Raw genomic sequence first — 26150 nt, 5'->3', positions numbered from 1 at the left:
GCGTCAGGCGTCGGCGCGCGTCACAGCCGCAGCCGGTTCGGCGGCGGGCGGCGGCGCAAACGCCTGCGCGGGATCCATCACGGCAGCCGGATCGACGACGGCGCCCGGCGCCGGTACTGCGAGCGGTACGGCGGAAGGCGTCAGGATCGGCGCGTCGTCCGGCACGGCGATCGGTTCGGCAGCGGATGCCGCATCCGCTGCCGGTGCCGTCGCCACGGCCGGCGCGGCAGCAGCAGCGGCCGCCCGCGCCGCGGGCCGGCGCGCGGGATCGAACAGGAACGACAGCCCGACGCTGCCGAGAATCGCGACGGTCGCGACCACGGTGGCCGTCGTCACGGGCTCGCCGAGCATCAGCGCGCCGAGCGCGACCGCGACGATCGGGTTCACGTACATGCAGCTGCTCGCGATGATCGGGCTCGTGTGGCGGATCAGATAGCCGTACGCGACATAGGCGGCCATCGTGCAGAACACCATCAGGTAGAGGAACGCGAACACCGGCCCCACCGCGACATGCTCGACGTGCTCACCGAGCAGCCACGCGACGATCGTGGACATCAACCCGCCGAGGCCGATCTGCAGCGAGGTCGACAGGAACAGGTCGGACGGCAGCTTGAGGCGCGTCGCGAGATGCGCGCCGCCCGCCCAGAACAGCGCGCCGGCCAGCACGCAGATCGTGCCGAGCGCCGAATTGTCGGCGGCCGCGCCGCCCGAGTTCAGCACGACGATCCCGACCATCCCGAGTGCGACGGCCGCCCACTCGCCCTTGGTCACGGGCCGCCCGGCGACGGCCGCGATCACGGTCGCGAACAGCGGCACCGTGGCGACCATCACCGCGGCCGAGCCGCTGCTGACCGTGCGCATCCCGAGCGCGATCGTGCCGGACGACAGCGCGACCAGCATCGTGCCGACGATCGCCGAGTTGCGGATCTCCAGCAGCGTCGGCCATTCGGGCTTGCGCCGCAGCGCGAAGATGAACAGGCCGATCCCGCCGAGCAGGTTGCGCAGCCCGGACAGCATCAGCGGCGGGAACGACTGCAGCGCGAAATGCAGGCCGCTGTAGGTCGAACCCCAGACGAAATAGATGAACACGAGCGCCAGCGCGACGCGGCCGCCGCGGCTTTGCGGCAGGCGGATCCGGATCGGCAGGCGGGCGAGGAAATCGAGGAGGCGGTCGAGCGGCGTCATCGTCAGCCTGCCCGCACGTCGCGCCGCGTGCTCCGCTGAAGGACGCCGGCGATGCCGGCAAACGGCCCGGACGGGACCGGGAAGGCGGAAGCGGACGTGCGGAACGACATGGCAGTGCGAACGGCGACGAATAAGAACCGGCAAGCGGCGGCAGACGGACAAAAAAACGTGCGCAACCGCTTCGGCTGCGCACGTCGCGCATTATCGCATTAAGGATTAGAAAGCATCGGTCGACCTGGCTGAAAGGATAAGGACTGACGTTTCGGCGCGACATTTTCGCGCGACGGGCAGGCCGGACCGACGGCTGAGACGGCGCGGCCGCGCACGCAAGGCGATCCGGACGGGCCGCCGATGCGGGGCGCTCGTCCTGTCGCGCCGGCTACATCGGCCTGTCGGCCGGTCAGGTACGACAACCGCCGTCTCGCGCTTATGGTGACGGTACGGCGCACGCATCGCGTCGCCTTCTCCGTTCGTCCACAACCCTGACAGCCCATACAAAATTTTGTATAATCCAGCCAGCCTTCCGCAAAAGTCCGTCGTGTTCGTCGGCAGCGCCCTCGCCGATCTGCGCGACTTCCCGCCGCCCGCGCGACGCGAAGCCGGCCATCAGATCGACCAGGTGCAGCGCGGCCACGAGCCCGACGACTGGAAGCCGATGCGTACCATCGGCCCCGGCGTGCGGGAGATTCGCATACGCGACGCGGGCGGCGCATTCCGGATCGTCTATGTCGCGACGTTCCCCGATGCCGTCTACGTGCTTCATTGCTTCCGGAAGCAATCGGCGCGCACGAGCCGGCCCGACGTGGAGCTGGCCACCCGGCGCTATCGCGCCCTGTTGATGGAGTGGAAACGATGACCGAGAAACGCTATCCGAGCGTCTGGGACGCGATCGAGGGCACGCCGGCCGAGGCCGAGAACATGAAGCTGCGCTCGGAACTGATGATCGCGCTCAAGCAGCGTCTCGCGCAGCTCGAACTCAGCCAGGCGCAGGCCGCGCAGCTGCTCGGCGTCACGCAGCCGCGCGTGTCCGACCTGATGCGCGGCAAGATCAACCTGTTCGGGCTCGACGCGCTCGTCAACATGGCCGCGGCGGCCGGCTTGCGCGTCGATCTGCAGGTGCGCGCATCGCCGTAGCGCACCGCCGTCGGCGCCGTCGCGCGGCATGCGCACACGTCCGCCGCCGCGCCGCGCATCACGAGCCGCCGAACCAGTTGTATCCCTGGTCGACCCAGTAGCCGCCCGGGTACGTATCGGTCACGAAGATCTCCATGATGTGCTTCGGGTTCTTGTAGCCGAGCTTGGTCGGCATCCGCAGCTTCATCGGAAAGCCGAACTCCGGCGGCAGCCGGCGGCCGTCGTAGTCGAACGCGAGCAGCGTCTGCGGATGCAGCGCGGTCGGCATGTCGATGCTTTCGTAATAGTCGTCCGCGCACTTGAAGCCCACGTATTTCGCGCGCGTATCGGCGCCGACGCGCGCGAGAAACGCGCCGAACGGCGTGCCGCCCCAGCGCCCGATCGCGCTCCACCCTTCCACGCAGATGTGCCGCGTGATCTGTTCCGCGTGCGGCAGCGCATACAGCTCGTCGAGCGTCCACACGCGCTTGCCCGTCACGCGCCCCGACAGCACCAGCCGGTAGCTCGACGCATCGACGTGCGGCACGTCGTCGATCCCGTAATACGCGTTGAACGGAAACGGCCGCGTGAGGTCGGCCTCCGTGTAGGTCGGCGCGAGCCGCTCGCCGCTGAACAGCCACGCCTGCACGCGGTCGTTCATGCGCGACACCTTCTCGAGGAACGCGTTGACCGACGCATCGTCCTGCAGCGTGCAGCCGGTCAGCATCGTCAGGCCGCCGAGCGTCAGGATGCGCCGGTTGAACAGCCGCCGCGACGGCATGTCGAGTTCGCGGCGCACGTCGAGTTCGAGTGCGCGGCGGTCGAGCGTCCAGCGCGCACCTGCGCGCTTGTCTGCGGGTTCGGACATGATGATTCCCCCTTGCGCAGATCAGCGGCCGCGCAGCATCGCAAGCAGCGAACGCGGCACCAGCAGCGCCATCGCCACGTGCACGACGAAGAACGCGACGAGCAGCGCCATCGCCCAGAAATGCACGATGCGCGCGTTGTCGTAGCCGCCGAACAGTTCGCGCAGCAGCGGGAACTGCACGGACTTCCAGATCGTGAGCCCCGACAGCACGAGCACCACGAGGTCGACGATCGCGGTCAGGTAAGCGGCGCGCTGCACCGCGTTGTAGACGCTCAGGTCGTCGTGCGACAGCCGGCCGCGCAGCGCCGCGCGCACGTCGCGCCAGATCGACGCCGGCGTGACGGGCAGCATCTTGCGCGCGAGGCGTCCGGTCGCGATCGCCATCGCGAGATAGAACACGCCGTTGCCGACGAGCAGCCACATCGCCGCGAAATGCCATTGCAGCGCGCCGCCGAGCCAGCCGCCGAGCGTGATGCCGTGCGCGAACGTGAACGACGGGTAGATCGGCGACGCATCGTAGATGCGCCAGCCGGACAGCGCCATCAGCACGGCCGCGAGTGCGTTGAGCCAGTGGCTCGCGCGCACCCAGGCCGGATGGATCGGGCGCGCGGGCGGCGGCACGACCGCGCGATCGGGGGCGGATACGGTTTGCATGATGAAGACTCCCGGGAGGATGCGACGGTCCGCGACGCGGGCAGCCCAATGCGCATCGCGCGCCGTCGCCTGGCGCGGCGCCGGCGCACGCGCCGGCCGCGCCCCGCATGCGTCGCTCAGTTCGACGGACTCATCTTGTCGCCCTGCATCGACTTGCCCATCTCGTCGTGCGACATCGCATCCTTCTTCATCGCCCCCTTCTTCATTGCGTGCTTCTTCATCGCGTCTTTCTTCATCGCGCCGTCCTTCGCCATCGCATCGTGGCCCATCGCATCCTTCGACATCGACATGTCGTCCTTCGACATCGCATCGTTCTGCGCATGGGCGCCCGTTGCAAGCGTGGTGAAAGCGGCGACGCAGACGGCCATCAGGATCTTGTTCATGACTTCACTCCGGTACATGGGTTGAGGAGCCGAATAGACGGCGCACGTCGCCGGAAATGACAGCGATGCCGAAAAAATTTTTCGGGCGGCGCGAGCAGCGCCGATGCTGCAGCGCACCGCGAGCGCCGCTTCGCGACCGGTTGAAACCGCCGCCAAGGCGGTGTATCGTGTGCCCTTGCTAACGCGGGGGTCCTGCAATGCTCCCGGTCGAACCGACCGGCGTTGTGGGTGAGAAATACCCTTTGAACCTGATCTGGATAATGCCAGCGCAGGGAAGCGTACGGATTTCGCCGCCATCCCTCTGACGAAATCCGCCGCCTCACCAAGCCTCGTCTCCTGCTTAGCTCGAGCCCCACATTCGTCACGGGACCCGGGTGAACGCCAGCGCGCCAACTCGGGCCGACAAGGAGATTGCATGAACGCCAATCCGAAGTTTCTGTCTGCCGACGCCCACGTCGATGCCGCTGCCATCGCGCCGCTGCCGAACTCGCGGAAAATCTACGTGACGGGCTCGCAGCCCGACATCCGCGTGCCGATGCGCGAAATCACGCAGGCCGACACGCCGACCGGCTTCGGCGGCGAGAAGAATCCGCCCGTCTACGTGTACGACACGTCGGGCCCGTACACCGACCCGGACGCGAAGATCGACATCCGCGCAGGCCTGCCGGCACTGCGCCAGCGCTGGATCGAGGCGCGCGGCGACACCGAGACGCTGCCGGGTCTGTCGAGCCAGTACGGCCGCGAGCGCGCGGCGGATCCGGCCACGGCCGACCTGCGCTTCCCGGGCCTGCACCGCAATCCGCGCCGCGCGCAGGCTGGCCGCAACGTCACGCAGATGCACTACGCGCGCCAGGGCATCATCACGCCGGAAATGGAGTTCATCGCGATCCGCGAGAACCAGCGCCGCGCCGAATACCTCGAGAGCCTGAAGGCGAGCGGCCCGAACGGCGCGAAGCTGGCCGCGATGATGGGCCGCCAGCATCCGGGCCAGGCGTTCGGCGCCGCGGCCTTCGGCGCGAATGCGCCGACCGAGATCACGCCGGAATTCGTGCGCTCGGAAGTGGCGAGCGGCCGCGCGATCATCCCCGCGAACATCAACCACCCGGAATCCGAGCCGATGATCATCGGCCGCAACTTCCTCGTGAAGATCAACGCGAACATCGGCAACTCGGCCGTCACGTCGTCGATCGGCGAGGAAGTCGACAAGATGACGTGGGCGATCCGCTGGGGCGGCGACACGGTGATGGACCTGTCGACCGGCAAGCACATTCATGAAACGCGCGAGTGGATCATCCGCAACAGCCCGGTGCCGATCGGCACGGTGCCGATCTACCAGGCGCTGGAGAAGGTCAACGGCAAGGCCGAGGACCTCACGTGGGAAATCTTCCGCGACACGCTGATCGAGCAGGCCGAGCAAGGCGTCGACTACTTCACGATCCATGCGGGCGTGCGCCTGCAGTACGTGCCGCTCACCGCGAACCGGATGACCGGCATCGTGTCGCGCGGCGGCTCGATCATGGCGAAGTGGTGTCTCGCGCATCACAAGGAAAGCTTCCTGTACGAACACTTCGAAGAGATCTGCGAGATCATGAAGGCGTACGACGTGAGCTTCTCGCTCGGCGACGGCCTGCGTCCCGGCTCGATCTACGACGCGAACGACGAAGCGCAGCTCGGCGAGCTGAAGACGCTCGGCGAGCTCACGCAGATCGCGTGGAAGCATGATGTGCAGGTGATGATCGAAGGCCCGGGCCACGTGCCGATGCAGTTGATCAAGGAGAACATGGATCTCCAGCTCGACTGGTGCAAGGAAGCGCCGTTCTACACGCTCGGGCCGCTGACGACCGACATCGCGCCGGGCTACGACCACATCACGTCGGGCATCGGCGCCGCGATGATCGGCTGGTTCGGCACCGCGATGCTGTGCTACGTGACGCCGAAGGAGCACCTCGGCCTGCCGAACAAGGACGACGTGAAGGAAGGCATCATCACGTACAAGCTCGCCGCGCACGCCGCCGATCTCGCGAAGGGTCACCCGGGCGCGCAGGTGCGCGACAACGCGCTGTCGAAGGCGCGCTTCGAGTTCCGCTGGGAAGACCAGTTCAACCTCGGTCTCGACCCGGACAAGGCGCGCGAATTCCACGACGAAACGCTGCCGAAGGATTCGGCCAAGGTCGCGCACTTCTGCTCGATGTGCGGCCCGCACTTCTGCTCGATGAAGATCACGCAGGACGTGCGCGAGTTTGCGGCGCAGCAGGGCGTGTCCGAAACCGACGCGCTGAAAAAGGGGATGGAAGTCAAGGCCGTCGAGTTCGTGAAGAGCGGCTCGGAAATCTATCACCGGCAATAACACCGCGACGCACCGCGTCGCAATGCACGAAGCCCGCTTTCGAGCGGGTTCAGATTGCTGACAAACCCTCGCCAAGTGCGGGGGTTTTGTTTTTTAATGGCGTGATGCTGAAGACGCCCATGCCCACGCAGCACGAACTCGAGATGGTGACGCTCGAGGAACTCGTGCCGAAGGACCACCTGCTGCGCCAGATCGACGCGGCGGTGGATTTCGAGTTCATCCGCGCGAAGGTGGCGCATCTGTATTGCGCGGATAACGGGCGGCCAGCGCTCGATCCCGTGGTGATGTTCAAGCTGCTGTTCATCGGCTACCTGTTTGGGGTGGGCAGCGAGCGGCAACTGATGCGTGAGGTCCAGGTCAACGTCGCCTATCGGTGGTTCGCGCGGTTCCGGCTGACCGACAAGGTGCCGGATGCGTCGACGTTCTCGCAGAATCGCCGCCGCCGCTTCCCGGACACGGTGGTGTATCAGGAGATCTTCGACGAGATCGTGCGGCAGGCAATGAAGCGCGGGTTGGTCGATGGTCGGGTGCTGTACACCGACAGCACGCACCTGAAGGCGAATGCGAACAAAGGCAAGTTTGATGTCGTGAAGCTGGAGCAGACGCCTGCGGCGTACACGGAGGCGCTGAATGCGGCGGTGGATGCGGACCGGGCCGCGCATGGCAAGAAGCCGCTGGATCGCGACGACGACGAGCCGCCGCCGAGCAAGGACACCAAGATCAGCCGAACCGATCCGGACAGCGGCTACATGGTTCGGGACGACAAGCCCAAAGGGTTCTTCTATCTGGACCACCGCACGGTGGATGCCCGGCACGCGATCATCACCGATACGCATGTGACGCCGGCCTCGGTGCACGACAGCCAGCCGTATCTGGATCGGCTGGATCGGCAGCGCGAGCGCTTCGAGTTCAAGGTCGATGCGGTGGGGCTGGATGCGGGCTACTTCACGCCGGCGGTGTGCCAGGGGCTGGAGGAGCGAGGGATTGCCGGGGTGATGGGCTATCGCACGCCGAACCACAAGCCGGGCATGTTCTACAAACGGCAGTTCAAGTACGACGCGTATCGCAACGAATACGTGTGCCCGCAGGGGCAGGCACTGCCTTACAGCACGACCAATCGAGTCGGCTACCGGGAATACAAATCCAACCCGCAGATCTGCCGGCGTTGCCCGGTACGCGCGCAGTGCACGAACAGTGCGAACGCGGTGAAGGTGGTGACGCGCCACGTGTGGGAGCGCGCCAAGGAGAAGGTGGACGCGCGGCGCTTGACCGAATGGGGCCAACGCATTTACGCGCGGCGCAAGGAGACGGTGGAGCGTAGCTTCGCCGATGCCAAGCAACTGCATGGGCACCGTTATGCGCGTATGCGTGGGCTACGCAAGGTGGCCGAGCAGTGCTTGCTGGCCGCGGCGGCGCAGAACATCAAGAAGATCGCGATGCTGGTGGCGCGGAAGCGGAAAAAGGGGCCAGCGGGTCCCGATTGGCGCTTCGTGCGCATGCTGCTGCGTCTGGTGAGCGGTTTGCGCTGCAGCTTCGACTACCCGCTCGCGGCGAGCTCGCAATCCTGATCCCAGAAAGACAAAACCCCACGCTTCCAAAAACGTGGGGTTCGTCAGCAATCTGAGCCCGCTTTCGAGCGGGCTTTTTTCATGCCGAAGGACATGGCGCGCATCGCGCGTGCCTGCGGGCCTGCGCGAAACAAATGATTACGAAACCGCGATTAGCTTAACAAGTGCTTACAGAAGCACCGCCGGAGCGCGCGTAGATTGGACTCATGCGCGGTCGCCCGGCGGCTGCGCGCCTTCCTTCACAACACAAGGACGACGACCATGAACTCGACCCGGCGTATCGGAATATGTGTACTGCTCGTCGCGACAATGGCCAGCCTGTCGGGCTGCGATTCGATGTCGCGACGTCAGCGCGACACGGCCATCGGTGCAGGCGTCGGCGGCGTAGCGGGGGCGGCGATCGGCGGCAACGCGCTGTCGACGCTCGGCGGCGCGGCGGCCGGCGGCATCATCGGCAACCAGGTCGGCAAGTAAGCCGGCCCGCGGCCCGTCCGCCGCGCCACGCGCGGCGACGACAACCGGCCGAACGGCGTTTCCGCGTCGCGGGAACGCCGTTTTTGCGTGCGGCTGCGTCCGGCGGCCACGCGCGCCGCACGCTCGCCGGAAATGATCCGTTACCGTTTTGTACAGCGTGTCACGGAGGTGCGGCGTAAGCTGGATTCATGTCCATGCCCGTCACGCGCGCGCCCTGCTCCGGTTCGAACCCGCCGATCGCGGCGCAAGCCGGTCCACCGTTCGCGGCCGGCATGAACAGCCCCCAAGCATCGGCCGCTTGCCGGCCTGCCGGAGTGACATCATGAACAGGACCCTTGTCGCGGCAGCACTCGCCTGCTCGACGCTCGCCGGCTGCTACTACCCTTACGGCTACTATCCGTCCGGCTATTACGCGGCCGCGCCGGCGCCGGTCCAGCCCGCGCCAGTCTACGTGGACCCGGGCCCCGCGTACTACTATCCAGCCCCCGCCTATGCGCCCGCCTGGGGCGGCTACTGGGGCCCGTCGATATCGCTGGGCTTCGGCTTCGGCGGCGGACACGGCGGCTGGCGTCACCACTGAGCGACGCGCCGCATTCCTTCAGGGCCGGCTCGCCGGCGATGCCGTGACGACATCGCCGGCGCCGCGCCGCATTGCCGTTTCTTGTCGTTTCATTCGAGCGTGAAACGACGGCCGGGCGCGCGGTGTAAGATTCGCCGCATCCCTTTCATCCCGCCCCACCCGATGTCGCCCAAGAACGCCCTTCTGCTGACCGTGCTCGCTGCCCTGTGGGGCGCGTCGTTCCTGTTCATCCGGATCGGCGTCGCCGAATTCGGCGTCGCGCCGCTGATGGCGCTGCGCGTGGGCATCGGCGCACTGTTCCTGACCGCGCTCGCGCTGACACGCTTCAAGCCCGCCGATCTCGTCGCGCGGCTGCGCCGTCATGCGTGGCCGCTGTTCGTCGTCGGCGTGCTGAATTCGGGCGCGCCGTTCTGCCTGTTCGCGTTCGCCGAACTGACGCTGTCGGCCGGCGTGACGTCGGTGATCAACGCGACGACGCCGCTGTGGGGCGCGCTCGTCGCGTACCTGTGGCTGAAGGACAGGCTGTCGCTGCCGCGTGCGCTCGGCCTTGTGATCGGCTTCGCCGGCGTGCTGACACTCGTATGGGACCAGATCGCGCATGCGCACGGCAGCGCCGGCGCCAGCGCGACCGCGCTCGCCGCCGCCGCGGCGCTCGGCGCGACGCTGCTGTACGGGATCGCGGCCAACTACACGAAACGCAGGCTCGGCGGCGTCGATCCGCTGATCAATGCGACCGGCAGCATGATCGGCTCGACCGTGCTGCTGCTGCCGTTCGCGCTCGCGACGTGGCCGGCCGCACCCGTCAGCGCGCACGCGTGGGGCGCCGTGCTCGGCCTCGGCATCGCGTGCACGGGCATCGCGTATTTCATCTTCTTCTACCTGATCTCGCACGTCGGCCCGGCCCGCGCGATCACCGTGACCTTCGTGATTCCGGTGTTCGGCCTGCTGTGGGGCGCGCTGTTCCTCGGCGAACACGTGTCGCTCGCGATGATCGAGGGCTGCGCGATCGTGCTCGTCGGCACCGCGCTCGCGACCGGCGTGATCCGCCGCATTCCGGGCGTCGGGCCGCGCGGCGGCGAGGCGGCCTGAAACGCGGGCAGCGGCACGGGCGCGCTCCGACGCGCCGGGCGGCCGGCAGACCACGGCCGCCGCCGTCGCCCGCAACCGCGGCTGCGCTGCCGCACGCGTGTGGAGTTACCCTGATACGCGAGCGGCGCCATTCCCGGTACACTCGATGCACTTATCCGCAGAAGGCGGTCACGATGCCCCACGTTCTGCCGCGTCCACCTTCGCGCGCGACTGCTTTTGCGTGGCGGCGGGATACCGCCCCTCCGATCGCCCCAGGGCGCCGCTGACATGAAGCCCTCCCGCGACCTCTCGCTCGACTCCCTGCTCGCCCGCCTCACTCCGACTCCCGCCGGCTGGCTCGCCACTTATCGCGGCACGACGCTGCGCAGCGTATTCCAGCCGGTGCTGTCGATCACGCACAAGCGGGTCGTCGGCTACGAAGCGCTGCTGCGCGTCGTGGACGCGAACGGCGCGCTGATCTCGCCGACCGCGCTGTTCGACCGCACGCGCGCCGACGCCGATGCGCTGCTGCTCGACCGGCTCGCCCGCTGCCTGCATACCGCCAATTTCGTCGCGCAGGGGATCGGCGACGGCTGGCTGTTCCTGAACGTGACGCCGCGCGTGCTCGATTCGGGCCTCGTGCAGCGCGAGTTCGTCGAAACGCTGTGCCGGCATTTCGCGCTGCCGCCGAACCGCATCGTGCTCGAGGTCGTCGAGCAGCCCGCGCGCGACGAAGCCGAGCTCGCGCGCACGATCGACATGATCCAGCATCGCGACTTCCTGATCGCGATCGACGATTTCGGCACCGGCTTCTCGAATTTCGATCGCGTGTGGCGAGCGCGGCCCGACATCGTCAAGCTGGATCGTTCGCTGGTCGAGCGCTCGACGTGGTCCGGCGAGGACCGCCGCATCATGCATCACCTCGTCTCGATGCTGCACCAGGCCGGCACGATGGTGCTCGCCGAAGGCGTCGAAAGCGACGACACGCTGCAGTCGCTGATGGATGCCGACATCGATTTCGTGCAGGGCTTCCAGTTCGGCCAGCCCGACGCGTCGATCGCGCACGCGAGCGCGGCCGCGCCGGCGATGCTCGACGCCGCGTGGCGGCGCTTCATCGCGCGCCGACACGTGCCGGTCGCCGCGACCCAGCCGGGCTTCGACGCGATCGAGCGGCTCGTGCTCGCCGGCGCGGCCGCGTTCGCCGCGAGCGGCAACCTGCAGGACGCCGCGCAGCGCGTGTTCGCGGTGCCGGCCGCACGCCGCGTGTTCGTCACGGACGAGATCGGCGAGCAGTTCCTGCCGTCGATCGGCGCCCCGCCTCCCGACGACGGCCCGCCCGGCGGCACGCGCCTCGCGCCGCTGTTTCCGGAAACGCACAGCAACTGGTCGCGCCGCCCGTATTTCCAGCGCGCGATCGCCGCACCGGGCCGCGTCGCGCTGATGGGGCCGCACTTCTCGCTAACCGAAGGCCGCGACTGCTATACGGCCGCCGTCGCAACCCGCGCGCGCGACCGGCTCGTCGTGTTCTGCGTCGATTTCGTGCTCGACAGCGCGGGCACCGTGATGCGCTAGGCAGCCGCGCGAACCGGCCGGCCTCTCCGCAGATACGCGCGGCGCGGGCCGACGGGAATCAATCGACGATCTTGCCGCGCCCCGACTTCACCACGCTGCGGCGCGCCTTGTGCTCGAGCCGCCGCTCCTTCGACGCGCGCGTCGGCCGCGTCGCGATCCGGGCGCGCGGCGTGAACGCGACACCGCGAATCAGCGCATCGAGCCGCGCGAGCGCCGCTTCGCGGTTCTTCTCCTGGGTCCGGTGTTCCTGCGACTTGATCACGACGATGCCGTCGCGCGTGATGCGCTGGTCGGACAGCGCGAGCAGCCGCTCCTTCAGCACCGGCGGCAGCGACGACGCGCGGATGTCGAAGCGCAGGTGGATCGCGCTCGACACCTTGTTGACGTTCTGCCCGCCGGCGCCCTGCGCGCGCACGGCGGTCCATTCGACCTCGGCCGGATCGAGCGTATAGCGAATCATCATCGTGCGGCCTCCGCGCGGCGCCGCGCGAGCGCCTCGTCGACGCGCGCCGACAGCCCCGAATCGCGCTGCGTGCGCGTCGCGACCGCCTGCGCGAGCACACGGCGCGGGCCGATCACCTGCACGCGCGTGCGCGCGCGCGTGACAGCCGTATAGACGAGCTCGCGCGTCAGCACGCGGCCGAAGCTCGCCGGCAGCACCAGCACGGCCTCATCGAACTCCGAGCCCTGCGACTTGTGGACCGTCAGCGCGAACGCGGTTTCGTGCGGCGGCAGCGCAGCCGGCGACACCGCGCGCGCGGTGCCGTCCGCACGCCTGAACCAGACGCGCAATACGCCGTGCGCGTCGGGCAGCGCGATGCCGATATCGCCGTTGAACAGGCCGAGCGCATAGTCGTTGCGCGTGACCATGATCGGCCGCCCGGTGAACCAGTGCGCGCCGACCGCGAGCGGCACGCGCGCCGCGCGCCGCACGTGCGCGGCCACCAGCGCGTTGACGTGCTCGGCGCCGCGCGCGCCGTTGCGGGTCGCGCAGAGGATCCGGAAGCGATTGAGCGCATCGAACAGCGGCAGCGGATCGGGCGTCGGCGCGGCCTGCGCATCGCGCAATGCGTCGAGATACGCGCTGAAGCGCCGCGCGAGCCGCTCGACGGTCGCGGCCGCAAGCGTCTCGCCCGCGTCGTCGTGAAACGATGCGGCGGCCGCGTCGTCCGCCGGCAGCGCGTCGAGTGCGGCCTGCACGTCGCCGCGGCGGATCGCGAGCGACAGCCGGCCGATCGGCGAATCGAGCCCGAAGCGGTAGTTGCGCTCGAGCCACACGACGCAGTCCGCGAGCGGCGCGGGCGAGGTCGGCGCGGGTGCGGCGTCGCCGGACGGTGACGTCGGCGGCGACGCAGCGGAAGCCAGCGCCGCGGCGCCGGCGTCGAACGGCGGCAACACCGCGGCGTCCAGCCACGCGAGTTCGTCGGCCTCGATCCACGCGGGCGCGTCGCCGGCATTGAGCGCGGTGCTCGCTTCGTCCGAATGCGCCGCGGCCACGCCGGCCGGCGCGGGCGCATCGTCCTGCGGTTCGTCGTCGAAAAGCGACGCCTGCCGCGTATCGACTGCGACGCGGCGTGCGGGTTTGCGCGTGGATACCGGCGCTGTCGCCGAAGCCGAAGCCGAAGCCGGTTTCGACACCGCTGCCGCCGCGCCGTCATCCGGCACCGGCAGCGCCGCGACGAACGCCGCCTCGTCGATGCCGAGCGCCTGCGCGATGCGCGCACGCGCCGCAGCGGTAAAGGTCGGCCGCGCGCTCAGCTCGGCGAACACGGCGCCTGCCTCGACCGCGGCGAGCTGGTCCTTGTCGCCGAGCAGCACGAGCCGCGCGCCCGGCGCGAGCGCATCGAGCAGGTGCGCGGCCAGCGCGACGTCGATCATCGACGCTTCGTCGACGACGATCAGGTCGTACGGCAGCGGATTGTCGCGATGATGGCGGAAGCCCGTCGCGCCGCCGCCGCCGAGCAGCCGGTGCAGCGTGTACGACGTGTCGGGCAGGCGCGCCGCCAGCTCGGGCGGCAGTTCGCCGGCGCGCGCGTGCAGCGCTTCCTGCATCCGCTGCGCGGCCTTGCCGGTCGGCGCCGCCAGCGCGATGCGCAGCGCCGGCTGCGCGTCGAGCAGACAGGCCAGCACGCCGACGACGGTCGTCGTCTTGCCGGTGCCGGGGCCGCCGCTGACGATCGTCACACGGCCCGTCAGCGCGACGATCGCCGCGACGCGCTGCCAGTCGACCTCCGCCGTCGCCGGCCCGAAATAGCGCGCGAGGCTCGCGCGCAGCCGCTCGGGCGACAGCGCATCGTCGGGCATCGCGACGCCGGCCTGCGCGACGAGCGCGTCGGCCAGCCGCCGCTCGTAGTCGAAATAGCGCGACAGGTACAGATGGTCGTGCCGGTCGACGATCAGCGGCCGCTCGTCGCCGCGCGCGAGCGTGCCGAACGCGACGACGCCGCTCGCGGCAAGCGCCGCGCGCACGTCGTCGAGCGGCGCCTCGTAGCGCTGCGCGAGCGCGCCGAGCGACACGCACACGTGGCCGCCGGCCGTCGCGCGGCTCGTCGCGAACGCCGCGCGCGCGGCCCAGCGCGCCGCCGCAGCCGGCGCACCCGCGCGTCGCGCGAGATCGCCGATGCGGCGCGCAAACCCTTCCGCAAGCGCGATGCCGAAATCCGCCGGCTCCGGCAGCCGCGCAACGAGGCCGCCGGTGAATTCGAGCGTATCGTCCGCTGCGTTCATGCGCGGCCCCCTTCCATCATCCGGTCGAGCGCGTCGACGAGTTCGCGCGACGGCCGGCGCGCATGCACGCCGGCCGGCTCGCCGCCGCTGCGCCAGCCGGGCCGCACGCCGCGCACGAACAGGTACAGGTAGCCCGCGACATGCGTGTCGTAGTCGTAACCGGGCAGCCGCCCGCGCAGATAGCGGTGCAGCGCGACCGTATAAAGCAGCGCCTGCAGGTGGTACGCGTGATCGGCCATCGCGACGTCGAGCGCGCGCGGGCCGTAGGCGTCCGGCGTATTGCCGAGATGGTTCGACTTCCAGTCGACGATCCAGAACCGCCCGTCGTGTTCGACGATCATGTCGATGAAACCCTTGATGAAACCGGCGAGCGTGCCCGCCTCCAGTGCGACGTCCGGATAGCCGTGCGCGACCAGCAGCCGGCGCAGCGCGCCGAGGTCGAGCGACGGCGCAGGAAACAGGAAGCCCATCTCGTCGAGACGCTTCGCCGGGTCGAGATCCGCCAGCCGCATGCCCGGCACGAGTTCGGTATGCACGACGTCGTCGACCAGCCGCACCATCATCGCGGGCAGACGCGCCGCGAGTTCCGGCTCGGCCTCGACCGGGCGGTCGTGCAGCGCGCCGAGCGCGGCCTCGCGCCACGTGTCGGGCTGCGTGAACCGGCTCAGCTCGAACAGGCGGTGCAGGCACTCGCCCGCCGCCGCGCCGCGCGGAAACACGAGGATGTCGTCGTCGGGCGGCACGACGGCCGGCGTATCGGCAACGATGAAGTCGCCGTCCGGCACGAGCGCCGCCAGCGCATCGTGGTCGGGCCGCAGATCGTCGTCCGGCACTGCCGCGACGCCCGCTTCCTCGCGCGCCATCGACGCGGTCAGCGAACTGAAGCTCGCCATCCGCCACGCATCGCGCAGCACGCGCGTCGCATGGCGTGCCGCGAGCGTCTGCGACGCATCGTGCCCGGCCGCGACGCGCTCGCGGCGCGCGGGCACCGGCAGCGGCGCGACGCTCACCGGGCCGCCCGCGAGCGCGCGCCACGCGGCGTCGAGCGCGGCTTCGTCGGGCGGCTCGTCGAGCCACGCGTCGAACGACTGCCCGGCGCCGGCGACCAGCCAGTTGAGCACGCTGCGCCGCGCTTCGCGCGTCGAACGCGACGACAGGTACGGCCCCGCGACGAGATAGCAGCGATAGACCGCGCGCGTGAGCGCGACGTAGACGAGCCGCGCGCGTTCCGCGGCCTGCTCGCGCAGCACCTGCCGCGCCGCGTGCGCGGCGGCTTCGTCGTCGCACCCGTAGTGCAGCACCGCGTCGCCCGCATCGTCGTGATATTCGCGCGCGTCGGGCAACCCGGACGCGGGCGGTTCGCGCAAGCCGCCGTCGTTCAGGAACGGACAGAACACGACCGCGTATTCGAGCCCCTTCGACTTGTGCACCGTCACGATCTGCACGAGGTTGCGATCGGATTCGAGCCGCAGTTGCGCCTCCTCGCCGCCGCCGTCGAGCCGCTGCGCGGCGAGCCAGCGCAGCGTCGGCGCGATGCCGGGCTGCGCGGACGCGCGCGCCTGCGTGAGTTCGGCGAGATGGTTGATGTCGGTCACGCGACGCTCGCCGTCCGCACCCGACATCAGCCGCTCGGCGATCCGCAGCTCGCGCGTGAACGTGCGCCACATCACCGCGAAGCCGCGCTCGCGCCACAGCAGGCGATAGCGCGAAAAGCGCTCGACCCAGCTCATCGCGTCGATCGAGCCGCCATCGTCCGCGTCGCGTTGCGCATCGCCGCCGCCCTGCTCCATGCGCCACAGCGCGGCCGCGTCGAGGCCGAACCAGTCGGATGCCAGCGCCGCGCGCAGCCGCCGCAGGTCGCCCGGCGCGTCGATCGCCGCGAGCACGCGCTCGAGCTGCTCGGCGTCGCCGGTCGAGAACACCGACGCCTGCGCGAGCTCGACGCTGCCGATGCCCCACGCGGCAAGCACGCGCTTCACGAGACTGCCCTGCCGGTGCGTCTGCACGAGCACCGCGATATCGCCCGGCGACAGCGGCGCGTCGCCGAGCCGCGCGTGCCCTTCCCGCGCGCCGCGCATCAGCCGCGCGATCTCGGCCGCACACGCCTGCGCGGCCTGCGCCTGCGCATCGCGCTTGAGCAGCGTCGCGTCGCCGCCCGGCAGCGTCCAGATCCGGAAGTCGCCGGCCGGGCCCGGATCGGTGTCGTCGACGAACGGCGCGCGCACGCGCGTGCCCGCGCGCACCGCGTAGTAATCGAGCCCGTCGAGCACGAACGCGCGCGGATTCGACAGGAACAGGCGGTTGCACGCCTCGACGATCGACGGCGTCGAGCGCTGGTTGACCGCAAGCGTGTAGCACGCGCTCGCGCGCTCGCGCGCCCTGAGGTACGTGTGCAGGTCCGCCGCGCGGAAGCTGTAGATCGCCTGCTTCGGATCACCGACGAGAAACAGCGGCCCGCCCGGCGCGAAGATCCGGTCGAAGATCGCGAACTGCAGCGGGTCGGTATCCTGGAACTCGTCGATCAGCGCGGCCGGATAGCGCGCGCGCAGCGTCTCGGCGAGCCACGGATGCGCGTGCAGCGCGTGGTACAGGTTCGCGAGCAGGTCGTCGAACGACACCACGCGCCGCGTGCGCTTGCGCTCGGCCAGCTCGCCCGGCGCGGTGTCGAGCCATTCGGCGATCAGCGCGAGCCAGCGCGCGCGCTGCGCGGCCTCGGCGGCCGCGACCGCCGCTTCGAGCGCGTCGGCCACCTCGAAGAACGGATGCTCGGGCGTCGCGCCGCCCTTCTTGGTCGCCTTCGCGAGCGCGGTGCGCGTGAGCTTCAGCGCGGCCTTCGGCAGCGCGGCCGTCGCGTCGCGCTGCGCGAAATGCGCAGTCCACGCGCCGAGTGCATCGGCCACCGCGTCGGGCTTGTGCGAACGCTGGTTCAGCACCGGCTGCGCGGTGCGCAGCAGCGCGTCGATCGCGTCGCGCTCGGCGGCCCACAGCCGCGCCGCCTCGGCAAAGCATTCGGCGGCGGCGGCTTCGGCCGCATCGTCCGGTTCGGTCACGCCGTCCCAGCGCAGCGCGGCGAGCGGCTTCTTCAACCGGCGCGCCAGCTGCGCGTCGAGCGCGGCGGGCCCGGCGCCCGATTCGACGAGCCAGCCCGCGAAACCGGGCCAGCGCGCGGCCATTGGCTCGACGCGCGTGCGCCAGAAATCCGCGGCCAGCTCGAAGCGCAGCGCCGCATCGTCCGCTTCCATGTCGAACGCGAACGGCATCGCGGCCGCGAACGGCGCTTCCTGCAGCGCGCGCTGGCAGAACGCGTGGATCGTATGGATCGCGGCCTGGTCGAACGCGCGCAGCGCGCGGCGGATCCGCTTCGCGGCCGTCTCCGGGTCGAGCGCGCCGTCGTCGCCGAGCGTCGTGTCGAGCAGCCGGACGATGAACGGATCGCCGCCGTCGTCGCCGGTCTCGAGCGCGTGCGCGAGCTGCGCGAGCCGCCCGCGGATCCGTTCGTGCAGTTCGGCAGTCGCCGCCTTCGTGAAGGTCACAACGAGAATCTGGTCCGCGCCGAGGTCCTTTTCGAGCAGCAGGCGCACGTAGAGCGCGCAGATGTTCCAGGTCTTGCCGGTGCCGGCCGACGCCTCGATCTGGTTGACGCCGTCGAGCGGACACGCGAATACATCGAGTTCGAGCGCCGCCTGCGGCTGCGTGACGGCACTCATGCGAGCTCCTTCAGATGGTCGACGAGCGGCTCGAACACGAGCCGCGCCAGCGTGCCGAACGGCTCGTCGAGCGACGGATGCGCGCCGCGCCATGCGATCGCGATTGCCGGATCGTCGGCCTCGCTGACGACGCGCTCGTTGATCCACACGCTCGCGGCCTTCGCTTCGCCGTCGGAGACGCACGCCCATGCGCTGCGCGGAAAGAAGCGCAGCGGCATGCGCCGCCCGGCGCGAAACAGCGCGGCCAGCGGCGCGAGCTGATCGAGCGGCGCCGCGACCGGCGTCAGCTCGAACGCGCCGCCGCTGCCGAACCACAGCGTGCGGCGCGGCCCGTCGGGGTCGATCGCGCAGTAGACGAGATGCGCGAGCCACGCGGACAAATAGTCGCGTGCGCTCGGCCGCGCATAGCGATAGATGATCTGCCCGGCCGGCGTCAGCCGGTTCAGCGTGCCGTGCAGTTCGAGCGGCGCACCCAGCGCGTCGCGCGACAGCGCCGCGTCGTCGGCGCCGAACAGCGCCTGCCCGGTGTCCGGCCATGCCGGCATGATGTCGAGCGCGAACGGCCGCCGCTCGGTGCCGTCGGCCAGCGCGCGGCGCACGCTCGACGCAAGCTGCGACAGCGAGCCGAGCGCCTGGTCGCGCCACACGGCGCCGGTCGCGCCGCCCGGCAGCTCGGGGCTCGCGTCCGCGATGCGCAGCGCGTGGTCGTGCGCGCGCGCTTCGTCCGATTCGATCAGCAGCGGCAGCACGCGCGCGGCGAGCGCGTCGCTGCCCGCGAAGTCGAGCGCGAACGGCTCGGTATCGAGCAGTTCGGCCTGCGCATCGGCCAGCACGATGCCGAGGCGCGCGCGCAGCAACGCGCGCGCGGGGTGGCGCCAGAAACGTTCGAACTCGCTGAACGCGACCGGCTCGACCGGTTCGGGCGGCAGCGGCTGCGCGAAGAACGGCTGCTCGCGCGGCCCGTCGCGCGATGCGTCGGCGGCCAGCAGCGACGCGAGCGTCGCGCGTTCGGCGTCGTACGACACCAGCGCGCTGTCGGGCCGGAAATACGCGGCCGCGAACGGCTGCAGCGGATGCTCGACGATGAACGCGCGGCGCGCGGCATCGACCGCATCCGGCGCGGCGTCGGGCTCGGCCGTGACGAGCGCGAGATGGTCGAGCAGTTCGTCGACGAGCGCCGCGGGCGGCAGCGGCGCGTTGTCGCGAATGCTGCGGCCCGTGTACGCGATCAGCAGCCGGTCGCGCGCGGCCAGCAGCAGGTCGAGGAACAGGTTGCGCTCGTCGTCGCGGCGCTGACGATCGCCGAGCTTCGGCAAGACGGCCATCAGGTCGAATTCGTCGGCGCGCGCGAGGCTCGGCAGCACGCCGTCGTCCATGCCGAGCAGGCACACGACGCGATACGGCAGCCCGCGCAGGCTCGTCAGCGACGAGAACGTGACGCCGCCCCACGGCACGCCGCCGCGCGCGGGATCGTCGAGCGCGGCGGCGAGGCCCGCGCGCACGACGGCGGCCGGCAGCGCCTCGTCGGCCGCGCCTTCGGTCATCGCGGCCAGCATCGCGTCGAGCGCGTCGCGCACGCCCGCGAGCGCGTCCGCGTAGGCCGCGCCCGAGTCGAAGAAGCGCGCGAGCGTGTCGGCGAACAGTTCGCTCCACGCGCGCGGCGTGTGCGCGTCGGCCAGCCGCCGCGCAAAGCCGTCGAGATCGTCGGTGAAGCGCGCGAGCCGGCCGAGCAGCTCGGCCTCGCTGCCGGTGGCCGCCTCGATCGGCAGCCACGCGCCGACCGGCGCGGCGCCGTCGGGCATCGCATAGCCGAGAAACAGCCGCGCGAGCGCATCGGCGAACGTATGGCGCGGCGCCGGCACGGCCGCGTCATCGTGCGCGACCGGCGCGAGCCCGCGCCGCGCGCCGGCCGCCGCGAGCCAGGTCTGCACCGTCTCGAGCGCGTTCGCGTCGATCCCGTAGCGGGCCGCCACCGCATCGACGCGCAGCCATTCGACCAGTTCCGGCGCGCCGACCTGCCGGTCCGGCAGCGCGAGCCAGTCGAGCAGCACGCGCGCGACCGGGTTCGCCTGCGACGGCGGCAGGCCGGTGATCCGGTAAGGCACGCGCGCGCCGCCGGCGCCGGCCGTGCCGAACACTGCGTCGATCAGCGGCCCGGCCGCCGCGAGATCGGCGACCGCGACCAGCACGTCGGACGGCTGCAGGCTCGGGTCCGCGTCGAACCATGCGAGCAGGCGGTCGTGCAGCACTTCGAGCTGGCGCGCGAGGCTGTGGCACACATGCACCTCGATGCCGCGCTCGGCCGGCGGCACGCCGAGTTCGGCCTCCGGTTGCAGTTCGAGGATCGCGTTCTGCACGCGCGCGAGCCAGGTCGGCGCGGGATTCTCGACAAACCGCGATGCATCGCCGAGCGCCGCGCTTTCGGTAAGCTCGTGCAGCATGTGCAGCTGCGCCTGCGTCTGCCGGCCCCACTCGGCCAGCAGCGGATGGCCGACTTCCTGATAGTCGAGCCGGCCGGCCGCATCGAGCGCCTCGGCATGCGCGGCGGTCACGATGTCGAACCAGAATTCGCGGCACGGGTTCAGCGCATAGACGCGCACGTCGATCCAGCGCGACAGCTCGCGCAGCAGCGCGATGTGCAAGGGCGGCATCGTCGGCAGCGCGAACACGCTGACCGATTCGGGCCAGTCGATCCGCGCGATCGCGTCGGCATCGAGATGGCGCGCGTCGGCGAGGAAGCGATGCGCGGGCGGCGTGCCGCTGTCGCTCAGCTCCGCGAGCAGCGCGCGCCACAGCGCGGCCTGCCAGCGCTCGTCGTCGCGCGCGGCATCGCCGATCCCGCGCGGCGCGGCGTCGCCGGCCAGCACCGACTCGCCGGCCTGCCACGCGGCGAGCCATTCGGGCCGATAGGTCAGGTAGTGATCGAGCACGGTCGCGACGCGGTGCGCGAGCTCGTAGCGCATCGCGTCGTCGGACGCGGACAGATAGGCAGCGAGCCGCGGCGACGCGAGCCACGGCGCGCCGTCGGCCGCCTGCGCGAACAGCCGGTAGCAGCGCCACACGAGGCGGTCGGGCGCGAACGGCGAGCGAGCGGGCACCGTCAGCACGCGGCCGATCTGCGTCCACAGCCATTGCGCGAGATACGTGAACTCGACGTTCGCGCACACGCCGTGGCGCGCGGCGATGTCGAGTTCGAGCCGACGCCGCAGCGCCGCGCTCGGCACGATGATCTGCTGCGGCGCCCACGGGCCGTTGCGGGCCGGGAACGCGGCCAGATCGTCGAGCAGCGCGTCGGCCAGCGTTTCGTGGCGATTCGAATAGAAGAGCTGGAGCATGAAGCGGGTGTTGGAACCTCGCGCCGGCCGTGCCGGGCGAACGGGTTCCCCAAGGATAGCAAAAGGACCGTCGCGGCGAGCATCGTCCGGAAGGCCGGGTTTTGCGGGCCGCGAAATACGATAGACTCGTCGCCAGTCAAACCGCCGCCCCCGGGCGTCTTCGTCAGCCATTCAGCCCATCGATGCGCTATTCGGTCGAAATCAGAAAGTTTTTCTACAGTCAGTACTTTTTCGGCGGGCTGCGGATCGCGGTCGGCGTGTCGCTGCCGGCCGTGCTGTGCCTGATCGTGTTTCACAACCGGGATCTCGGCTTCACGATCTCGACGGGCGCGCTCGGCGCGTGCGTCGTCGACATGCCGGGCCCGCTCAAGTACAAGCACAACGAAATGCTCGCGTGCAGCGTGATCGGCGGCCTCGCCGCGCTCGCGACGGGCCTCGCGACGCCGAACATCTTCGCGCTGTGGCTGACGATCGTGCCGCTCACGTTCGTGCTGTCGCTGATCGTCGTCTACGGCAACCGCTGGCCGCAGATCAGCTTCGCGACGCTGTTCATGATGGTGATGACGCTCGAGGAGAAGCTCACGCCGCTGCAGGCGTTCGTCAACGCCGGCTGGATTCTCGCGGGCGGCCTCTGGTACACGTACTGGGCGACGCTCGTGTCGCAATGGCAGGCGCGCCGCATCGAGCAGCAGGCGCTGGCCGAAAGCCTGTTCGCCTGCGCCGACTACCTGCTCGCGCGCGCGCAGTTCTACGATCTCGACGCCGATCTCGACGAGTGCTACCGCAACCTCGTTGCGAAGCAGATCACCGCAGTCGAAACGCAGGAAACCGCGCGCGACATCGTGCTGCGCAACCTGCCGAAGCTGCGCCGCGGCAAGCTCGACCCGGGCCGCACGACGATGTACAACCTGTTCATCAACAGCGTCGACCTGCACGAGCTGTTCGTCGGCGCGCACACCGACTACCCGCTCGTGCGCAACACCTTCGGCGGCTCGGACCTGATCATCTTCTACCGCGACCTGCTCGGCAAGGCGGCCGCCGATCTCGAGGAGATCGGCCTCGCGGTGCTCGAGAACCGCGCGCCGCATTCGCGCATCAGCGTGAAGGCCGAGCTGCGCGCGATCGAGTACGAGATCGAACTGATGCGCAAGAAGAACTTCCCGGCCACCAACGCGGAAGCGTATGCAGCCGTGCTGGCGACCTTCCGGCGCATCTGGAGCGCGACGCGCATGATCGACCGGATGAGGCGCAACCTGTCCGGCCACGCCGACCCGCAGCAGACCGAACTGAAGATCGACAAGGCGCTCACGCGCTTCCTGCAGCGCCGCCGGATGTCGCCGCTGCTGATCTTCTCGAACCTGAACATGCGCTCGCCGAGCTTTCGCCACGCGCTGCGCGTGACGATCGCGGTGGCGGTCGGCTTCTGGCTCGGCCGGCTGCTGCCGCTCACGAACGCGTACTGGATCGTGATGACCAGCATCATCATCCTGAAGCCCGGCTACTCGCTGACCAAACAGCGCAACGCGCAGCGGATCATCGGCACGCTGATCGGCTGCGCGGCGAGCCTCGCGCTGATCTACACGGTCAAGGATTCGCACCTGCTGATCGCGATGATGTTCGGCTCGATGGTGATGAGCTACAGCCTGCTGCTGTTCAATTACGCGGCGAGCGTCGTGTTCACCTCGTCGTACGTGCTGCTGATGTTCCACCTGCTCGCGCCGGGCAACATGCGCATCATCGGCGAGCGCGCGATCGACACCGTGGTCGGCTGCATGATCGCGATCGCGGCGAGCCGGCTGTTCCCGTACTGGGAATACCGGCTGATGGGCAAGCTCGTGACCGACATGCTGACCTCCACCCGCAAGTATTTCGAAGCCGTCTGGCGCGCCGGCCGCGGCGCATCGCCGCCGCCCGTGCCAGTCGCCGACGGCGCGGCCGTCGTGCCCGGCGTCGCCGCGGCGATCGAGGCGCCGGCCACGAGCCTCGACGACGACTATCGATACCGCCTCGCGCGCAAGGACGTGAACATCGCGTTCGCGAACCTCGGCCAGGCCTTCCAGCGCATGATGATCGAGCCGAAGGCGCACCAGCGGTTCGTGCCCGAGCTGAACGACCTGCTGGTGCAGACGCACGTGCTCGGCGCGCAGATCACGGCGGCCGCGCCGCTGATCCGCAGCGCGTGCGCGGCCGACGGCAGCGTGCTGCCGGACGACGCGCTGCATCGCGGCCTCGCCGCGGTGCTCGACAACCTCGAGAAGGCCGAGGCCGGCGAGCCGCCGCCCGCCGACCAGCTCGAGGCGACCAGACAGATCACGCGCGACCTCGACGCGATGGTCGTGTCCGCGGAAAAATCCGACGCGGTGGGCGCCGAACTCACGCACGACCTGAAGGTGCTCGCGCACCAGTGCAAGCAGATGCTCGCGTCGTCGCTGCTGATCCGCAAGGACGCGAGCGTGATCCGCCTGCCCGCCTGAGGTCCTGCCGCCGGCGGCCGGCCCGCGCACGCCGCGGGCGCGCCGCCGGCGTTCCCGAGTCTCGTCGCATCCCCCCGCCTGCCGTCCACGACCCGCGCATGACCCGCACGCGCCGCGCCGCCCGCGCGCCCGTCCATCCCGATTCCGGCCATCGCGCCAGTCAGGGAATACCCGATTCCGGCCACCGGGCCCGGCTTGTTATCATTCGTTCACATTCAAGTTGTATAGACAACTTGAGAGACCGGATCGGCATGGTCCGCCCGGTCTGTCGGAAAACGATATCGGAGACTCGATGAAGAACTTGCAGCGCCATCTGAGCGCGCGGCACATCCGCTTTCTCGCGCTGGGCTCGGCGATCGGCACCGGCCTGTTCTACGGCTCGGCGTCCGCGATCCAGCTCGCGGGCCCGGCGGTGATCCTGGCGTACATCCTCGGCGGCGCGGCCGTCTACATGGTGATGCGCGCGCTCGGCGAGATGGCCGTGCGCGATCCGGTCGCCGGGTCGTTCGGCCACTACGCGACCGAAAACCTCGGCCCCTTCGCGGGCTTCGTCACCGGCTGGACCTACACGCTCGAAATGGTGATCGTCGCGATCGCCGACATCACCGCGTTCGGCATCTACATGGGCTTCTGGTTTCCGGGCGTCCCGCAGTGGATCTGGGTGCTTGGCGTGGTGGCCGTCATCTGCGGGCTGAACCTCTGCCACGTGAAGGTGTTCGGCGAGCTCGAGTTCTGGCTGTCGATCATCAAGGTCGGCGCGATCGTCGCGATGATCGGCGGCGGCGTCGCGATCCTGCTCGCCGGCATGCATTTCGGCCATTCGGCCGACGCGCCGGACTTCGCGAACCTGTGGAACCACGGCGGCTTCCTGCCGAACGGTTTCGGCGGGCTGATCGCGTCGCTGTCGGTCGTGATCTTCGCGTACGGCGGCATCGAGGTGATCGGCATGAGCGCCGGCGAGGCGAAGGACCCCGAGCGCGTGATTCCGCGCGCGATCAACGCGGTGCCGGCGCGGATCCTGCTGTTCTACGTGCTGACGATGGTCGTGCTGATGTCGATCAGCCCGTGGACCGGCGTCGGCAGCGAAGGCAGCCCGTTCGTGCAGATCTTCTCGACGCTCGGCGTGAAGTCGGCCGCGACGATCCTGAACCTCGTCGTGATCAGCGCGGCGATCTCGGCGATCAACAGCGACATCTTCGGCGCGGGCCGGATGATGTTCGGGATGGCGCGCCAGGGCCAGGCGCCGCGCGTGCTGATGACGACGTCGCGCCACGGCGTGCCGTGGGTCACGGTGCTGGTGATGGCCGGCGCGCTGCTGGTCGGCGTCGTGCTGAACTACCTGATGCCGAAGGACGTATTCCTGATGGTGGCGGCGATCGCGACGTTCGCGACCGTGTGGGTGTGGCTGATGATCCTGCTGTCGCAGGTCGCGATGCGCCGGCGCCTGCCGGCCGCGGAAGTCGCGGCGCTGAAGTTCAAGGTACCGCTGTGGCCGGTCGCGCCCGCGCTGACGATCGCGTTCATGGGCTTCGTGATCGTGATGCTCGGCTGGTTCGACGACACGCGCGTCGCGCTCTATGTCGGCGCGGCCTGGCTCGCGCTGCTCGCGGTGCTGTTCTACGCGCGGATCCGCCCGAAGTTCGCCGCTGCGTCACGTTGACGCACGACTGATCCACGCGCCGCGCCGGCTCCGGCGCGGCCCCTGCTCCCGGCGCGCCGCGCGGCATGCGCCGTGATGCGCGCCGCGCCTTGTCCGCCCGGCCCGCGCAGCGCGACAGCGCCGGGCCTCGATGCCGCGCTGCCCGGTTCAGTGCGACGCCGCGCTCGCGGCCTCGGCCGGATGGGCCTCGTCGTAGGCGCGCTTCTGCGAAATCGCGTTGTACAGGATCGTCCCGATCACGAGCAGCACGGCCACGACGATCAGGATGCTCACGTTGCGGACTGGGTTCTTCTTGCGCTGATCGTTCATGGTCGGGGCGACTCCGTCAAATTCATTGAAGCGGGCATTCTACGCGCTTGCGCGCGCCGTGCGACGCGTCGTCGCCCGCCATTTCGCGCGCGCTGCGCGCGGCTTGCGCGAAGCTTTCATTTGATA

The 26150-nt window shown here is 69.9% G+C and carries 19 protein-coding genes and 1 riboswitch; of the genes, 10 read left to right on the top strand and 9 right to left on the bottom strand.

Annotation, left to right across the window (positions count from 1 at the left end; all coding sequences use genetic code 11):
* Positions 1-3: 3 nt before the first annotated feature.
* Complete coding sequence (locus tag WS57_RS23930) at positions 4-1185, bottom strand: EamA family transporter (protein WP_069244919.1); 1182 nt, start codon at positions 1183-1185, stop codon at positions 4-6.
* Positions 1186-1687: 502 nt separating this feature from the next.
* On the opposite strand from WS57_RS23930, the gene WS57_RS23925 reads away from it, so the two are divergent.
* Entirely contained in the window at positions 1688-2041 is a 354-nt protein-coding gene (locus tag WS57_RS23925; RefSeq protein ID WP_059514424.1) for a type II toxin-antitoxin system RelE/ParE family toxin, read from the top strand.
* Positions 2038-2319 carry a helix-turn-helix domain-containing protein gene (locus tag WS57_RS23920; RefSeq protein ID WP_009694344.1) on the top strand — a complete coding sequence of 94 codons (282 nt, stop codon included), beginning with the start codon at positions 2038-2040 and terminating at the stop codon, positions 2317-2319. Before WS57_RS23925 ends, WS57_RS23920 begins: the two co-directional genes overlap by 4 nt.
* Before the next feature lie 58 nt (positions 2320-2377).
* Here WS57_RS23920 and WS57_RS23915 read toward each other — a convergent pair whose 3' ends face one another.
* The 3 genes from WS57_RS23915 to WS57_RS23905 form a co-directional block, all read right to left on the bottom strand.
* A complete protein-coding gene (locus tag WS57_RS23915; protein ID WP_059514422.1) occupies positions 2378-3166 on the bottom strand; it encodes a molybdopterin-dependent oxidoreductase in 789 nt (262 codons plus the stop codon).
* 21 nt (positions 3167-3187) lie between these two features.
* On the bottom strand, positions 3188-3820 hold the full coding sequence (locus tag WS57_RS23910; protein ID WP_059482553.1) for a cytochrome b/b6 domain-containing protein: 633 nt from the start codon (positions 3818-3820) through the stop codon (positions 3188-3190).
* A 116-nt stretch (positions 3821-3936) separates the two neighbouring features.
* Positions 3937-4203 (bottom strand): pentapeptide MXKDX repeat protein, encoded by a 267-nt coding sequence (locus tag WS57_RS23905; RefSeq protein WP_009694348.1) that lies wholly within the window; start codon positions 4201-4203, stop codon positions 3937-3939.
* A 175-nt stretch (positions 4204-4378) separates the two neighbouring features.
* A riboswitch (TPP riboswitch) is annotated at positions 4379-4496 on the top strand.
* A 122-nt stretch (positions 4497-4618) separates the two neighbouring features.
* On the opposite strand from WS57_RS23905, the gene thiC reads away from it, so the two are divergent.
* From thiC to WS57_RS23875, 6 genes are all read left to right on the top strand, one after another.
* Positions 4619-6550: a phosphomethylpyrimidine synthase ThiC gene (gene thiC, locus WS57_RS23900; RefSeq protein ID WP_040127042.1), complete on the top strand. Its 1932-nt coding sequence runs from the start codon at positions 4619-4621 to the stop codon at positions 6548-6550.
* Between the two features lie 104 nt (positions 6551-6654).
* On the top strand, positions 6655-8118 hold the full coding sequence (locus WS57_RS23895; RefSeq protein ID WP_155741224.1) for an IS1182 family transposase: 1464 nt from the start codon (positions 6655-6657) through the stop codon (positions 8116-8118).
* Between the two features lie 261 nt (positions 8119-8379).
* A complete protein-coding gene (locus tag WS57_RS23890) occupies positions 8380-8592 on the top strand; it encodes a glycine zipper 2TM domain-containing protein (protein WP_040127041.1) in 213 nt (70 codons plus the stop codon).
* A 322-nt stretch (positions 8593-8914) separates the two neighbouring features.
* The gene (locus tag WS57_RS23885) at positions 8915-9172 is read left to right on the top strand and encodes a hypothetical protein (protein ID WP_009694351.1); all 258 of its coding nucleotides are present in this window, start codon (positions 8915-8917) and stop codon (positions 9170-9172) included.
* Positions 9173-9334: 162 nt separating this feature from the next.
* The gene (locus WS57_RS23880; protein ID WP_059601895.1) at positions 9335-10261 is read left to right on the top strand and encodes a DMT family transporter; all 927 of its coding nucleotides are present in this window, start codon (positions 9335-9337) and stop codon (positions 10259-10261) included.
* Between the two features lie 267 nt (positions 10262-10528).
* Positions 10529-11812, top strand: coding sequence for an EAL domain-containing protein (locus tag WS57_RS23875; protein ID WP_040127039.1), 1284 nt, complete (start codon positions 10529-10531; stop codon positions 11810-11812).
* A gap of 58 nt (positions 11813-11870) precedes the next feature.
* Here WS57_RS23875 and arfB read toward each other — a convergent pair whose 3' ends face one another.
* The 4 genes from arfB to recC are packed head-to-tail and all read right to left on the bottom strand — an operon-like array spanning position 11871 to position 21581.
* Positions 11871-12275 (bottom strand): alternative ribosome rescue aminoacyl-tRNA hydrolase ArfB, encoded by a 405-nt coding sequence (gene arfB / locus WS57_RS23870; RefSeq protein WP_040127038.1) that lies wholly within the window; start codon positions 12273-12275, stop codon positions 11871-11873.
* A complete protein-coding gene (locus WS57_RS23865) occupies positions 12272-14539 on the bottom strand; it encodes an AAA family ATPase (protein WP_069244918.1) in 2268 nt (755 codons plus the stop codon). The genes arfB and WS57_RS23865 overlap by 4 nt, the downstream gene beginning before the upstream one ends.
* Positions 14536-18246 (bottom strand): exodeoxyribonuclease V subunit beta, encoded by a 3711-nt coding sequence (gene recB, locus WS57_RS23860; RefSeq protein WP_059514415.1) that lies wholly within the window; start codon positions 18244-18246, stop codon positions 14536-14538. The genes WS57_RS23865 and recB overlap by 4 nt, the downstream gene beginning before the upstream one ends.
* Positions 18243-21581, bottom strand: coding sequence for an exodeoxyribonuclease V subunit gamma (gene recC, locus WS57_RS23855; protein WP_069244917.1), 3339 nt, complete (start codon positions 21579-21581; stop codon positions 18243-18245). Before recC ends, recB begins: the two co-directional genes overlap by 4 nt.
* Before the next feature lie 182 nt (positions 21582-21763).
* Between recC and WS57_RS23850 the strand changes: the two genes are divergently transcribed.
* Positions 21764-24055: an FUSC family protein gene (locus tag WS57_RS23850; RefSeq protein ID WP_059514412.1), complete on the top strand. Its 2292-nt coding sequence runs from the start codon at positions 21764-21766 to the stop codon at positions 24053-24055.
* Between the two features lie 292 nt (positions 24056-24347).
* Positions 24348-25715 (top strand): amino acid permease, encoded by a 1368-nt coding sequence (locus tag WS57_RS23845; RefSeq protein WP_069244916.1) that lies wholly within the window; start codon positions 24348-24350, stop codon positions 25713-25715.
* A 147-nt stretch (positions 25716-25862) separates the two neighbouring features.
* On the opposite strand, the gene WS57_RS37250 is transcribed toward WS57_RS23845, so the two are convergent.
* Entirely contained in the window at positions 25863-26024 is a 162-nt protein-coding gene (locus WS57_RS37250) for a hypothetical protein (RefSeq protein ID WP_009688068.1), read from the bottom strand.
* Between the last annotated feature and the right edge of the window lie 126 nt (positions 26025-26150).

This window comes from Burkholderia pseudomultivorans (assembly GCF_001718415.1).
GTDB lineage: Bacteria > Pseudomonadota > Gammaproteobacteria > Burkholderiales > Burkholderiaceae > Burkholderia > Burkholderia pseudomultivorans_A.
Note: the sequence above shows the minus strand (reverse complement) of the source record. Positions and strands in the feature narration are given on the sequence as shown.